Raw genomic sequence first — 14,849 nt, 5'->3', positions numbered from 1 at the left:
AGTGAAGATAAATGAGGAATTTCGAACGTTCAATCGATGCATACAAAGAAGCGGTGGATTTGATGCCAGGTGGGGTCAACTCACCAGTCCGGGCTTTCCGTTCCGTTGAAATGGACCCGATTTTTATGGAACGTGGAAAAGGCTCTAAGATTTACGATGTCGACGGAAATGAGTACATCGATTACGTCTTAAGCTGGGGGCCGTTGATTCTCGGCCACGCAGATGACCGTGTTGTTGAGCAATTGAAGAAGGTCACAGAGATGGGGACAAGCTTCGGTGCGCCGACAAAAATCGAAAACGAATTGGCACAGCTTGTCATCGACCGCGTTCCTTCCATCGAAATGGTGCGAATGGTCAACTCAGGTACGGAAGCAACCATGAGTGCGCTTCGTGTTGCACGAGGCTATACAGGTCGTAATAAAATCCTTAAGTTTGAAGGGAACTATCACGGCCATGGGGATTCCTTGCTGATCAAAGCAGGATCCGGTGTTGCGACATTAGGTCTCCCGGATTCACCTGGTGTGCCAAAAGGGATTGCAGAGAACACCATCACCGTCCCATTCAATGATCTTGAGAGCTTCCAATATGCGATTGACCGCTTCGGTGATGATCTTGCAGCAGTGATTGTTGAACCGGTGGCCGGTAATATGGGTGTCGTACCACCAAAGGATGACTTCCTGAAAGAAGTACGCCGTATTACCGAGGAAAACGGAACCGTGCTGATTTTTGATGAAGTCATGACCGGTTTCCGTGTCGGCTATAACTGTGCCCAAGGACACTTTGGGATTACTCCAGATTTGACATGCTTAGGTAAAGTCATCGGTGGTGGCCTGCCTGTGGGTGCCTATGGAGGAAAACGCGAAATCATGGAGAAAGTTGCTCCGACCGGTGCGATTTATCAAGCAGGTACATTGTCCGGAAATCCACTTGCGATGACCGCAGGATATGAAACATTGAGTGCGCTTGATGAAGCATCCTATGAAGAAATCAACAAGAAAGTAGACCGATTGATTGAAGGCTTCAGTCAAGCGGCAGAAAAATATGATATTCCGTTCACTGTAAATCGTGCAGGGTCGATGGTAGGCTTCTTCTTCAATGATGATGATGTCTATAATTTCGATACAGCAAGTGCATCCGATCTTGATTTGTTTGCGAAATATTACAGAGGGATGATCCAGGAAGGTGTCTTCCTGCCACCTTCTCAATTTGAAGGGCTTTTCCTTTCTACTGCGCATACCGATGAGGATATCGAACGCACCATTGCTGCTGCGGAAAAAGTTTTCTCGGAAATCAAATAAACGTCAGCAATTTTTGACGACTTAGAGCGTCCAGTTACCCGGACATAAACAGCACGATTCGTTTATGCATCCCGGGTTTCTGGGCGTTTTCGCTTTTTCTTATGTATAGTTTGACCTCCCCCTGCATAGATTGGAACAGAGATGAATGTTGCGTCTTAAGGGAGGAGGAAAGTACGTGACGAATGATAATAAAAATGTATTCTCTTTTTATCTTGATGAAGCCCTTTGGTTCGAAAGGGGACAGGAAGTCAAAGAACTGATGGGAATCTCATTGGAGCCGGAAATCGCAATCCAGCCTTTTGAGGAGACCGTACTGGTTAAAGGAATGATCGAACTTTCGGGCGAGTATTTCGCTCTTGATCCCGACGAAGCCTCCGCTTATGATACAGTCACTCCGTTTCCATCAAGGAAAACGATTGATCAGGTGGAGCGATCGGCGGAAGGTGCGAGTCAATTTTCTCACAAATTTCCGGTGGAAGTGTCTATCCCGAGAAACAGAGTGAATGATCTGGATGAGGTGTCAGTCAGCATTGATGCTTTCGATTATGAGCTGCCTTCGGCTGGTCAATTGAAACTTCATGCGACCGTGGCCATTCATGGAATTCAAGGGTTGGAAGATGAAGTGCAGGCAGCGGTAGTGGAAACTAGTGAGCCAGTCAGAAACGAACAATGGGATGCTCCACAGACCTTCGAGGTGAATTATTCTCCAGAGACATTTGAATCGTCTTCTGTATCTTCTTCGATTGCTGGGGAAGCGAAAGAGGAATCCAGCAGTGATCGTTGGAAGTATACCAAAGTCCAGTCTTTCCAGGAATTTTTCCATCATGAGCAGGCAGAAGAATCATCTAGTGAGATGTCTACCTCGGATTATGTACAAGAGGAAACAGTAGAGGAAATGGAATCGTCCCCTTCCAGTGAAAGGACAGCGGGGAATCGGCTATTATTCAACATTTTCAGTGAAAGAGAAACCGCGGAATCTTATACGAAAATGAAGCTGTGCATCGTGCAGGAAGAGGATACGCTCGATGGCTTAGCAGAAAAGTATCAAGTGACCAGGCATACCTTGAGCAAGGTGAATAACGTGGAAGAAGAGGATTTGACTCCAGGTAAAATCATTTATATTCCGCAATCCTGACTCGATGTATTCGTGTCGAAATAAATGCGTTGCTGAATTTCCATAGCAGCGCATTTTTCATGTAAAGGGTACGTCTTCTGCAATGGGGAGGAATCAATATGAATGACGTCACTTCGCTTGTTGCCGCCTATGGATTAGAACCATTGAATATGGATCGTATTTCGGAAAACGTTTTTCGGATTCATACGCATCACGGGACATTCGCACTTAAAAAGTCCAAGTATGATACACAGCAGAATCGCGAATGGGAGCGGATCGTACATTGGCTAGATCATCATTCGTTTTCCATCGCACCTCCGATTACGAAAACGAGAAATGGCCAGTCCTTTGTATCTACCAATGGTGCTCTCTATTATATGACTCCTTGGGTGGAACATACCCGTGACAATTATCCAAGTCACGATATTGAAAGTTTTTATTACAGTGTTGGTAACCTGCATAAACAAACGAAGAACTATCATTCTGTCCCGGATATATGGCACAGTTACCGCGGAAGAAGAGAAGCTTCGGAGCAGATTCATGAACGGCTTTTGGCTCGCATCGAGTCCTTCGAAAGGCGGCACTTCACTTCACCATTCGGGCTGGCTGTGTGTTCTCAATACCGAGATCTTCATTACTCACTGGAAATGATGAAAGATTTCAGTAATGAATTACCGGAACAGAGTACGAAAGAACAAAAAATTCCCATTGTCGTATGTCATGGGAATTTACGTAACAGCCATATCATCCAATACTATGGCCAGAGTTATTTCATTAACTGGGAACGGATGCACACCGGCCTTCCGCATCATGATCTCCAAAGGTTCTTCATGCATGATTTTCGTTATCATGACAGTCCGGTTGATGATTATATGAATAAGTTCCATATCTATGAACGCATCTATGGTTTCACGAATGAAGAACGACTGCAGTTGGCGATCAATCTCGTGGATACGGAACATTATTTAAAAAGGATTGAAAGGCTGATGGCGAATGAACGGATCAGTGAGCTGGAAAAAGTGCAGCGCCTTGCCACCAGCCATAGGAGGGTGATCTACTCACGAGTTGCAGCAGAAGCTTTGTTCGATACTTTCACATCGCAGCAGCTGGCAGAAGAAGAAAAGGAAATGGATGAAACTTAAATCCACTTACTGTAAAACGCGATCCAAAGCCCGATGAATATTCCAAGCAATAATACGTCCAGCGTGGTAGGGAATAGCAACGTACGGATGACTTGAAAGATACAAAGTGGAATCAGTGCTTTTTCGATGATATATAACCATTGCCTGCACCACGGGGGTAAGCGGTAACGATAGAGACGACTCATGTTCATTCACCTCACTTGTATAAAATGGAATCATCTATGGTAAACTAGTGAAAATGCGGATTTTATATATAGCGGTTAAGTAACTATTGACTTTATATCGCTTTTCTTTATACAATATGAATTATAATTGAAGACGTGAAATGCAACGATGGGGAAGAGTACAGATTGAACCCTTCAGAGAGGAAAACCTTGAGCTGAAAGTTTTCCAGGTTCGTTCAATGTGGAAGGTCGCCCCGGATGCAGCTCTTTTGAAATGAGTAGAAAGAGCCGGTTAGAAGCCGTTATTTCCTATGAGTGCACAGTATCGCTTTAGTCAGTACTGTGAACAAAGGTGGTACCACGGAAATCAATCCCTTTCGTCCTTTTTGGATGAAGGGGATTTTTGTTATATAAAAAGGAGGAAATGAAGCTATGAGTAATCAGGAAGTATCACTACCCCCGAAGTATGATCCTCATGCAGTAGAAAAGGATCGTTACCAGGCTTGGGTGGACGGAAAGTATTTTGAAGCGACAAGAGATGAGAATAAGGAGCCCTTTACAATTGTCATCCCGCCTCCGAATGTAACCGGTAAGCTTCATTTGGGTCATGCATGGGATACGACGCTCCAGGATATCATCACTCGTACTAAGCGTATGCAAGGATACGACGTTTTATGGCTCCCAGGAATGGATCACGCCGGAATCGCTACTCAGGCAAAGGTCGAAGCTAAATTGCGAGAGCAGGGGACATCCCGCTACGACTTGGGGCGTGAGAAGTTTCTTGAACAGTCCTGGTCCTGGAAAGATGAGTATGCTGCATTCATTCGTGCGCAGTGGGAAAAACTCGGTCTTGGACTGGACTATTCACGTGAACGTTTCACATTGGACGAAGGGCTGTCTGAAGCTGTAAAAGAAGTATTCATTAAATTATATGAGAAAGGGCTTATTTATAGAGGTGAATATATCATCAACTGGGATCCTCAGACGAAGACAGCTCTTTCTGACATCGAGGTCATCCATGAAGATGTCAAAGGTCACTTCTACCATATGAAATATCCATTGAAAGATGGATCCGGTCATATTGAAATTGCAACGACTCGGCCGGAAACGATGCTTGGAGATACTGCAGTCGCAGTTCATCCAGAAGATGAACGCTATAAAGACCTTATCGGTAAAAAAGTCGTCCTTCCGATTGTCGGCCGTGAAATCGAAATTGTTGCCGATGACTATGTCGATATGGAATTCGGTTCCGGTGCAGTAAAAATCACTCCTGCCCATGATCCGAATGACTTCGAGATTGGTAATCGTCACAATCTGGAACGCGTTCTCGTCATGAATGAAGACGGTTCAATGAATGAAAATGCCGGCAAGTATCAGGGCATGGACCGCTTCGAGTGCCGGAAGCAGATTGTAGCCGATTTGAAAGAAGCGGGTGTCCTCTTCAAGATCGAGGAACATGATCATTCTGTCGGTCACTCTGAGCGAAGTGGAGCGGTTGTTGAGCCTTACCTGTCCACCCAGTGGTTCGTAGATATGCAGCCGTTGGCAGATGAAGCAATCAAGCTTCAGGATGGTGACAACAAAGTAGACTTCGTTCCTGAACGATTTGAAAAGCCATACTTGCACTGGATGGAGAATACTCGTGACTGGTGTATTTCCAGACAGCTATGGTGGGGCCACCGGATTCCTGCCTGGTACCATAAAGAAACTGGAGAAGTTTACGTAGGTAAAGAAGCACCAGAAGATGAAGAAAAGTGGGAGCAGGATCCCGATGTACTCGACACTTGGTTCTCCTCTGCGCTATGGCCTTTCTCCACGATGGGCTGGCCGGATGAATCAAGCGAAGATTACAAGCGCTATTTCCCTACCGATGTCCTTGTAACAGGTTATGACATTATTGGTTTCTGGGTAAGCCGGATGATATTCCAGTCCTTGCAGTTTACAGATGAGCGTCCATTCAAGGATGTATTGATCCATGGTTTGGTTCGTGATGCTGACGGGCGCAAGATGAGTAAGTCGCTTGGCAATGGTGTCGATCCAATGGATGTCATCGAGAAATACGGTGCAGACTCCCTACGTTATTTCCTATCCACAAGTTCATCGCCTGGGCAGGATCTTCGCTTCCAGTGGGAAAAGGTCGAGGCTACATGGAATTTTGCCAATAAAATCTGGAATGCTTCCCGTTTTGCATTGATGAATATGGGAGACATGAAGTTCGAAGAAATCGATTTAAGCGGCGAAAAATCCGTTGCAGATAAATGGATCCTGACCCGCTTGAACCAGACGATCGAACAGGTTACGAAAAATATCGATCGCTATGAGTTCGGAGAAGCAGGCCGTCACTTGTATAACTTCATCTGGGATGAATTCTGTGACTGGTATATTGAAATGGCAAAACTTCCTCTATATGGAGAAGATGAAGCCAAAATCAACACCACGCGATCCGTACTTGCTTACACACTGGATAACATCATGCGCATGCTTCACCCATTCATGCCTTTCATTACAGAAGAGATCTGGCAGCACTTGCCTCATGAAGGTGAAACGATCGTCCAGGCGTCCTGGCCGGAAGTGAAGGAGCAGTACAATGATGAACAGGCAGTTGCCGAAATGGAACGCCTTGTGAGCATGATTCGATCCGTACGTAATATCCGTGCAGAAGTGGATACACCGATGTCCAAGGAAATCCAGCTTGTCATCAAAGCAAAGGATGAAGTAGTTGCGGAAGAATTGGAAAAGAATCGGGAGTATCTGGACCGATTCTGTAATCCAAGCGAACTAACGATTGCAACAGACGTTCAGGCACCTGAAAAAGCGATGTCTGCTGTCGTAACAGGAGCAGAGCTATACCTTCCATTAGCAGGCCTGATCAATATTGAGGATGAAATCGAACGACTCAATAAAGAACTCGATAAATGGAAGAAAGAAGTGGAGCGTGTTCAGAAAAAGCTTGCCAATGAAAGATTCGTGAGCAAAGCTCCTGATCATGTAGTCGAAGAAGAACGAGCGAAAGAAGTAGATTATTTGGATAAACGTGCAAAAGTTGAAGCACGAATCAAAGAATTGAAAGCATAAATAAGCTTGGCAGGAGGGTATCTCGCAGGAGATGCTCTCCTCTTTTATGAAAGAAGGTGGCGCGCATGAATTATCAACAAGCGATCGACTGGATTCACAGCCGTGAAAAATTCAAAATAAAACCTGGTTTGAAGCGGATGGAATGGATGATGGAAAAGCTCGGTCATCCGGAACGAAAGATCAAAGCCATTCATATCGCAGGAACGAATGGGAAAGGATCAACCCTTACCTTTTTACGGGCTCTTTTGCAGGAACAAGGTTTTCGTATCGGAACATTCACCTCCCCATATGTACTTGAATTCAATGAGCGGATCAGCGTGGATGGCGTACCGATTACTGACGATGCATGGGTCGAACTCGTTGAAACCATCAAGCCTTTAACTGAGGAACTTGCAGAGACAGAGCTTGGAGAACCGACTGAATTTGAAGTCATCACAGCGATGGCAATCAGCTATTTTTCCAACCATCCGATTGACTTCGCCATATTTGAAACAGGTCTCGGTGGCCGCTATGATTCCACTAATATCATTACTCCGCTGCTTTCCATCATTACGAATGTGGGAATGGATCATATGAACATCCTCGGCGATACATATGAGAAGATCGCCACTGAGAAGGCAGGAATCATTAAAGCGGGTGCTCCGGTAGTCAGTGGGGTAGAAGAGAAAACAGCAAAAGCCGTCATTGCTGACAAAGCTGCTGAAGTGGGGGCAAAGCTATACGAATTGCATCGGGATTTTCAGGTTAAGCCTAAAGAAAGCATGGCATCCGGTGAACGTTTCAGCTATAAAGGGGCATCCATTCAAGCTGAGTCTCTAGTAAGTTCATTAAAAGGAGCGCATCAGGTGACAAATGCATCACTTGCGTTGAAAGCATGCGAAGTCCTGCAAAGCGAAGGATATCGAATTGATATGGATTTATTGCATGGGGGACTACAAAAGGCATACTGGCCGGGTCGATTCGAACTGGTTGCTACTGAACCAGATGTGATCCTTGATGGTGCGCATAATAAAGAAGGGACTAAAGCACTAATTGATGCACTATCCTCCCATTATCCTTCTAGAAATATCCATTTATTGTATGCTGCACTCGAAGACAAACCGTTGGACGAAATGCTTGCCCTTTTACATGGAAGGTTTGCGAGCGTAACATTTACGATATTCGATTTTCCAAGGGCAATGCCTCCAGAAAAATTGAAGGAGAAATATGTTGAAGAAGCGGATGTAGCCAGTGATTGGCGGCGGAAATTAGCTTCATTGAGAGCTGATGTCTCTTCAGAAGAAGTGATTGTCATTTCAGGGTCACTTTACTTCATATCAGAAGTGAAAAAGGCTTTTCAGTCACCTCGTTAAACGTAATCTGCTACTTTTGAATTTTTTTAGTCGAATAGAGGACAATTGTAAGAAAATTATGGTAATATTGTAGTAGGAGATTGGGAGGGGTGAAGAACATGGTGAGTGATAAAAAGAAAAAAGGTATATGGCTTACGTGGCTATTATTCTACCCTGTCAGCATTTACTTTTTATATCAGCAGTTCCCTCCGAACATTCAAGGATTGGAGCTTGATATCTTTTTCTTTGCAATACTGATATGTGCTATCGCCTTCTTCCCAGTCATTGTCGGTGGTGAGCCGATTTTCTTCATACATGGGATCAGCTTTGCTGTCTTCATCTATTTTGGATTATTCGTTGAGCTTGTGCTGACACAGCTAGCAGTAATCTTCTTATTGCTGCGCTTACGAATACCTAAACAGGATTATCATCGGATTCCACTCAACTTCATGCTTTTCCTTATTACGAGTTGTACTGCTGCAATCGTTTATGAACTTCTTGGTGGGAATCACGGTGCTAATGCAGTAAGTAATGTTTACGATATCATTCCGATTGTCAGTTATGTAGCAACACTCATCATCGTCAATCAAGTACTGATCGTGTTTTTGAGATTGATTATGATTGGTAAAATCGGGATCATTTTTGATAAAGCTTTTTTATGGGAATCGATTACTACTACCATGTTCCTTCCTTTCGGTTTTGTATTGTATATGCTATATACAGAGGTTGGAGGACTTGGAATCTTTCTCGTAGGAACACCGTTCATTTTCATCTCTGTCATGCTCAGCATGTATCATTCAAGCCAGCAGGTGAACCATTATCTGAAGGATACTGGGGATATAGGGCACCAGCTTACTGAAAGAATGGATGTGGACCAGGTTGTCGATCTGTTTATTGAGCGATTAGGCGACTTGCTGCCGCTGCACTATGCGTACATTTATGAAGTGGTCGATGATGAAAAGATCCAGCTCATCCGTTTTTTTGACAAAAACAATAATATGGAGTTTCCGAAAATCGAGCTGAGTCGTGGGGAAAGTCTCAGTGGAGAGGTTTGGAGACAGAAGGAAGGATTCCATTTCCATTCACGGAAGCAATGGCTGGACCTGGACAGTAAAGTGACGCCGGAAGATGGAGAGAGTGTCCTGTCTGTACCGATTATGCGAAGTGATGAATTCGTGGGTGTCATCACCGTCATCTCGAATGAAAAATATGCATTTCAAAACTATCAATATATGATACTGGATATTTTGGCAAACTATCTTTCCGTCGCCCTGGATAATGCTCGAAACTATGAGGAAACGAAAAAGCGCAGTGAGCGTTGTCCATTGACGAACCTTTACAATTATCGCTATTTCGAGGATCAATTGGAAAAGACTTTCAAAGAGATGGAAGTACAGTCGGAACCTCTATCATTGATTTTGCTTGATATCGATCATTTCAAACAGGTCAATGATACTTATGGCCACCAGAGCGGGAATGAGATTCTTTGTGAATTGGCAGATCGACTTAGTGTAGCAATAGGTGATCTAGGTACGGTTGCAAGGTATGGCGGGGAAGAATTCGTCATCATGCTTCCATATGTAGACATGGAAAAATGTTCAGTGATTGCTGAAGAGATTCGTAAAGCTGTTGCGACAGTGCCTTTTGTTTCCCATGAACATATCCTGGAGGAAGCAGGGCCTGTATATGTAAGTATTACTGCCAGCATAGGTACTGCTACATACCCGAACCATTGTGAGGAACATCAAGAATTGATCCGTCACGCAGACCGGGCGATGTATGTAGGAGCAAAGCAAAAAGGAAGAAACAAAGTGGCCAGTTATGAAAAGGTTAATGTAGCAGTTGAATGATTCAATTCATTCAACTGTTTTTTATTCGTTAAATAGTAACTTTTTTTGACCGTTTTCGATTAATTTCAGGACAAAAATACTAGAATACGTTATAATTTAACTATAATTATGGAATTATTAGTGAGAAGGTGTTCATTATAGTAAACAACGAACGAGGATTCTCATTAGTAGAAGTTTTAGTGGCATTCAGTTTATTGATCATCATTTTTTCACTGATCGGCAGCCTTGTTGTCAATTCAGTCAGTCAAAGCAGCAGGATCGACGATCGATTCTCGGCAGTCGAGTTGGCCGATAGTCTTTTGGATACGTACCAGAACTTCTCATTTGAAGAATTGGAAAACATGACTGGAAATGAAGAAAGTATCGATATCATGACTTCTTTAGAGCTTACAGAAGAACCCCCGTATGAAGCCTTCGTTAAGATTATGCAGCATGACAATCCCGAGTTGCAGGATCGTCTTCTAGTGATAACCATAACTGTAACTCCAACATCATCGACGAATAATTCAGTAACCTTGGAAGGATTAAAAAGGAAATGAAGCTACATAATGAAAGAGGTTTGACGCTTGTAGAGTTGTTAGCTGTCCTGGCTTTGTCCACTGTCGTCATTCTTATTGCGTACAACCTCCTTTTTTCTACGATGGGGTCGATTGATCGATCTTCCGCACAGACGAAAATGAGGAATGAAGCAGCCCTGATCCTTTATCAATTCGATGAAGCGATGCTGAATGTTGACAGCATCGAAATTGACGGTGGCGGTACACCTGACCGATTCACTCAGTTCACAGGTGTAGGGGAGCATATTGAGGATAAGAATGATGGATCTGGTGGATATGAATTCGTAGAGGATCGCATTGCATTTTCTATTTCAGGAGATGACATTGTGATTGACGGTAACACTCTGAATGATCCTGAGTGGAGGTTCACTGATTCGTTTTTCAAGTACGAAGGTAAGAAACTCTACGTCCAATTGGAAGTGGCAGATAGTGAGTCGAACGAAACCTATCAATCTTCCAAAATCTATCGTCTGAAAAATGAGTGATGCACATGGCCAACCCTCAACTGAATAATGAAAAAGGGTACGCTTTACTCGTTGTGCTTCTGGTGATTTCTTTGATCAGTATTCTCGGATTAGGGCTGATGGGACTGACCGTCAACTCGATGAATTTTGTAAATGCAAATAAGAATTTGCTGGAAAGCAAAACCGTAGCTGAACAAGAAGTTGACGAGACAATGGCGAAAATTCAGGAAGAGATTGGGGATTTAAACTCCAACCTGGACAGAGGAGTCGCCGATATTGATTTTGTCATTAATCAAATTGACGCCTTGTTAAATAACTTGGAAACCTCTTTGGCAAATGGTCAGCGATTGGAGAGAAGACTGATAAATGATGGTTCCGAGGGAGTTTACCTGGAACGTGTTGATCTTTTTATTCCATTGGAAGACTCATCAAGATCTCTTGTACATACATTTACTTTCTCCACAATCGCAGATGTGTTTCGATACAGTGCAGTATCGCCAGGTAATATGTATTTAAATGGTGCACCTTACATCAATGGTGATATGTATGTGGGAGGCAACTTACGATTGGATAATTATGCCGAATATATATATGGAGGGTACGAAAGGGAAAAGACATCTTGGCCCGCTATTGAAGGGGATCTAACTGTTAAAGATAACTATGAATACCTATATATATGGCTATTGAATTGGTATAGGGAGTTTGATCCTGTTCCATTCAACTTAGAAAAGTATTTTTCAGTTATACCAAATATTAGCGAAGAAGAACCTGCTATTACTCCAATCAATGTAATCGAGCATATTAATGGCAAAAACTATGATCTTGATCCTTACGACCAATTTAATTCTAAACAGGTTGGAACTTATAATAATAAAAATAAGAATACAGTAATTAATTCAGATATGAAATACCGAGAGCTTAGAGTTAAAGGGAATGGGAGCCTTACAATTAAGGGTGATTTGGTAGTAGAAGATTCATTGACAATGGAACAAGGAAGTTACTTAGCTGTTGAGGGATCTATTCAGGTAAAAGGATCAGCGGATTTAAGCGGGACGTTGAGGATAAAGAAAGAAAACCATTTATATATTGAAAATAATGCAGATATTGAAAATTTGGATATGGAAGGAAAAATGTATATCAATGGCAGGGTGCTCATTGAAAATGAATTGAATACGAATAGTACCATTTACGTAAGAAACGGTGGGGAAATAAGGAATCTATCTAATAATGTTAACGGAGGGACATTAGTTGTCATCAGTGATGACAGCCTCCAAGTATCAAATAACAACCTTTATAACCCCGAGCCTAAAGTGATGGATGCGTATTTATATACGAATTCCGAACTTGAAATGTTTGGAGTAGGTTCAAATATTCAAATTAATGGTGGGCTATACGGGGATCCGGTAATACTAAACGCTGTAAAAGGTGACACAAGGGAAGGATATCGGGATCTTATTTTCGAATCGGATCAAGACTCAATTCCACCTGAAAAGTCGAGGTTATCCATCTATTACAAAGATGATTTGATTCTTAACCCTCCAGATGGGATTCCTACAGTTGAAAAAGTGACATTGAAAGAGTTGGATTCGCAATTTGTTGAGTAGCTTTTGATGAGAAGAGGTGTTTGTCATGGAAAATGGAATTGGCTTATTGGCAGCAGTGCTACTTGTAACATTATGCATTTTCGCCTTACCTCTCGGTCTGAATAGGAAAGAGAAGGTAACATTAAGTGTTGTAGCTTTTCTTATAGGAAGTGTCGGGCAGTTGACTACCATTCTTTATTCTTTCTGGATTGCACTTTTATTTGTCTTACTTTTAGGCGCTATAGTAACTTACATGATGTTAACTAGGTTCGGGTTTTCGATTTCCAATGGTGAAGAGGATGCTGGAGATGTGGCAGTAGCTCGCGTGAACTCTTTTACTCCTAAATCATTGAAAAATCATCCTCTTTTCGTGAAACCAGGTGCAAATGACGAGGAAGAAAATGAAAACACGATTGAAGCAGAAAATGAACCTGCTGATCAACACCCTCATGAAGAAGCATCGGAAGAATTAATTAGTGAGGAAATAATCGAAGATCCATCAGATATTGCAGAAGAGCAGAGAGAAGAAAATGAGATACCGGTTTCAGATGAAGATGAATTAGATAGTGAGCAGTCAAATTCCAAAGACTCCATCACACCTGAAGAAGAATTGGCAACGTCCAGAGCACAGCAGGATTCAGTTGACATTGAGGCTGAAGAAGATGACTACAAGCTGGATGAAGTAACTCAGGAAGAAATCGATGCATTACTTAACAGTAATGAGGATCAATTCGATTCAGTTCATCAGGAAGAAGAAAGTAATTTTGAAATCGACTTGGACGAAGAACTGATTTCAGCTGAAATAGAGGAGTTCGGTAATGAGGACGAAGCCGACATAGCTTCCACATCAAATGAACAAGAAAAGATAGAGGAGAGTCTGTCTCCGGAAGAAGAATTGGCTGTTGCACGGACGCTGGAAACTGAACCTGAATCAGATCAGGAAGAATTCAGTTTGGATGAAGACATGAGCGAGGGTATCCTCTTCGACCAAGATGATGAACTGGAAGTATTGTTTGATGACGAAGAAGCCCTCTTAGAAGCACAATCTCCAGAAGAAGAACATGTTATTGAATCAGATGAAATCTTGGAAGACTCGGACGTTGTTCCAACTAAAGAGGAATTAGATTACAAAGAAGAAGGACTTGCCTCCATTGAGGAACCTGAAAAGAATAATGATGCAAAAGTTAAGGAGCAGATGTTGCACCTTATGGTTGAACAGCTGGAAAATCTCGAAGAGCAGCTCCCGTCTGATCAGTATGTCCTTTATGTTAAGCAGCACTTCCATCCTGAACTTTCAGATTTGGAATACTATTCTTTTGTAAGACTATTGATCAAGCATTATATGAAACAAGAAGCTTGGCAGGAATTAAGCATTTTGATCGATCAGCTTCTGGAACGGTTTGAACCGTATCCAATCATAGTAGAGGAATTGTCATTCATTCAAAGCGAATTATGTGAGTCTGTATATTAAACTATCATGAAAAGGTGTGTGTAAGACATGTTGAAAAAAAGTAAAGAGCTAGTCGGCTTGCCAATCATCAGTATTACAGAAGGTAAAGAAATCGGTTCTGTGAAATCCCTTGTAGTTAATCCTGAAAAAGGAATGGTTGATTTCCTTGCGGTAGAACATGAAGACTGGCACATCAGTATGAAAGCAATTCCTTTCAAGAAGATTGTTGGAATCGGAGAATATGCCATCACAGTAGAAAATCAGTTTTCCATCCTTGATTTGAATGAGATTCCAATTGCAAACCAACTGATCAATCAGAAAATCAGCATTATCGATACAAAGGTGATGACACGTCTTGGTCAGCTTGTCGGTAAAGCAAATGAATATTACATCGAACAAGAAAAAGGTGAAATTGTTGCCGTTCAGATCGAAACGAATCAGGAAACGGTCTATTTGCAGTCGGATGACATCATTACATATGGAGAGAACCTGCTGATCTTGAATGAAGCCTACACGACATCCAGTGAATTCGATGCAGATGTACTGATCCCTGCTACAGAAGAGACGACAACTGAAGTGTACCAGCAAGAAACACCTGCAATCGCTTTGGATCGATTTGATCAAAAGCAGACAGAATTATTGGCAGGGAAAGAAGCGACGAAAGACATCATCGATCAGCAGGGTGAAGTGGTAGTTGCTGCCGGGACACGCTTATCTGAAGAAGATTTAAAACGAGTGAGGGAAATCGGTCCAAGCCTTATGGTGGATTTAAGTATGAATGTCCGATAATGACCATTCCTTCTGATAGAGGAAGTGCTTAA

General features: G+C 42.6%; 12 protein-coding genes and 1 other annotated feature. Of the genes, 11 read left to right on the top strand and 1 reads right to left on the bottom strand.

Annotated elements, in window-relative coordinates; all coding sequences use genetic code 11:
• The first annotated feature begins 11 nt into the window (after positions 1-11).
• From hemL to ACFQ2J_RS06925, 3 genes are all read left to right on the top strand, one after another.
• Entirely contained in the window at positions 12-1,298 is a 1,287-nt protein-coding gene (gene hemL / locus ACFQ2J_RS06935) for a glutamate-1-semialdehyde 2,1-aminomutase (protein ID WP_386057803.1), read from the top strand.
• A 175-nt stretch (positions 1,299-1,473) separates the two neighbouring features.
• Complete coding sequence (locus tag ACFQ2J_RS06930) at positions 1,474-2,433, top strand: LysM peptidoglycan-binding domain-containing protein (protein WP_386057801.1); 960 nt, start codon at positions 1,474-1,476, stop codon at positions 2,431-2,433.
• 98 nt (positions 2,434-2,531) lie between these two features.
• Entirely contained in the window at positions 2,532-3,554 is a 1,023-nt protein-coding gene (locus ACFQ2J_RS06925; protein ID WP_386057800.1) for a phosphotransferase, read from the top strand.
• Here the strand turns inward: ACFQ2J_RS06925 and ACFQ2J_RS06920 are convergent.
• Positions 3,551-3,739, bottom strand: a complete 189-nt coding sequence (locus ACFQ2J_RS06920; protein ID WP_386057798.1) for a hypothetical protein — start codon at positions 3,737-3,739, stop codon at positions 3,551-3,553. The genes ACFQ2J_RS06925 and ACFQ2J_RS06920 overlap by 4 nt on opposite strands.
• 136 nt (positions 3,740-3,875) lie before the next feature.
• Positions 3,876-4,106 (top strand) — a binding site (T-box leader).
• 44 nt (positions 4,107-4,150) lie between these two features.
• Between ACFQ2J_RS06920 and ACFQ2J_RS06915 the strand changes: the two genes are divergently transcribed.
• The 8 genes from ACFQ2J_RS06915 (at position 4,151) to ACFQ2J_RS06880 (ending at position 14,817) form a co-directional block, all read left to right on the top strand.
• The gene (locus tag ACFQ2J_RS06915) at positions 4,151-6,793 is read left to right on the top strand and encodes a valine--tRNA ligase (protein WP_386057796.1); all 2,643 of its coding nucleotides are present in this window, start codon (positions 4,151-4,153) and stop codon (positions 6,791-6,793) included.
• 65 nt (positions 6,794-6,858) lie between these two features.
• Positions 6,859-8,145: a bifunctional folylpolyglutamate synthase/dihydrofolate synthase gene (locus ACFQ2J_RS06910; protein ID WP_386057795.1), complete on the top strand. Its 1,287-nt coding sequence runs from the start codon at positions 6,859-6,861 to the stop codon at positions 8,143-8,145.
• A 98-nt stretch (positions 8,146-8,243) separates the two neighbouring features.
• Positions 8,244-9,974 (top strand): sensor domain-containing diguanylate cyclase, encoded by a 1,731-nt coding sequence (locus tag ACFQ2J_RS06905; RefSeq protein ID WP_386058379.1) that lies wholly within the window; start codon positions 8,244-8,246, stop codon positions 9,972-9,974.
• 128 nt (positions 9,975-10,102) lie between these two features.
• Entirely contained in the window at positions 10,103-10,513 is a 411-nt protein-coding gene (locus ACFQ2J_RS06900) for a type IV pilus modification PilV family protein (protein WP_386057793.1), read from the top strand.
• Positions 10,510-11,016 (top strand): prepilin-type N-terminal cleavage/methylation domain-containing protein, encoded by a 507-nt coding sequence (locus ACFQ2J_RS06895; RefSeq protein WP_386057792.1) that lies wholly within the window; start codon positions 10,510-10,512, stop codon positions 11,014-11,016. The genes ACFQ2J_RS06900 and ACFQ2J_RS06895 overlap by 4 nt, the downstream gene beginning before the upstream one ends.
• 5 nt (positions 11,017-11,021) lie before the next feature.
• On the top strand, positions 11,022-12,599 hold the full coding sequence (locus tag ACFQ2J_RS06890; RefSeq protein WP_386057790.1) for a hypothetical protein: 1,578 nt from the start codon (positions 11,022-11,024) through the stop codon (positions 12,597-12,599).
• 25 nt (positions 12,600-12,624) lie between these two features.
• Positions 12,625-14,049 carry a hypothetical protein gene (locus tag ACFQ2J_RS06885; protein WP_386057788.1) on the top strand — a complete coding sequence of 475 codons (1,425 nt, stop codon included), beginning with the start codon at positions 12,625-12,627 and terminating at the stop codon, positions 14,047-14,049.
• A gap of 27 nt (positions 14,050-14,076) precedes the next feature.
• A complete protein-coding gene (locus ACFQ2J_RS06880) occupies positions 14,077-14,817 on the top strand; it encodes a PRC-barrel domain-containing protein (protein WP_386057786.1) in 741 nt (246 codons plus the stop codon).
• The last annotated feature ends 32 nt before the right edge of the window (positions 14,818-14,849 follow it).

It is taken from the genome of Thalassobacillus hwangdonensis (assembly GCF_042675915.1).
Taxonomy (GTDB): Bacteria; Bacillota; Bacilli; order Bacillales; family Halobacillaceae; genus Thalassobacillus_A; species Thalassobacillus_A hwangdonensis.
This window is presented reverse-complemented; position numbering and strand designations above follow the sequence as displayed.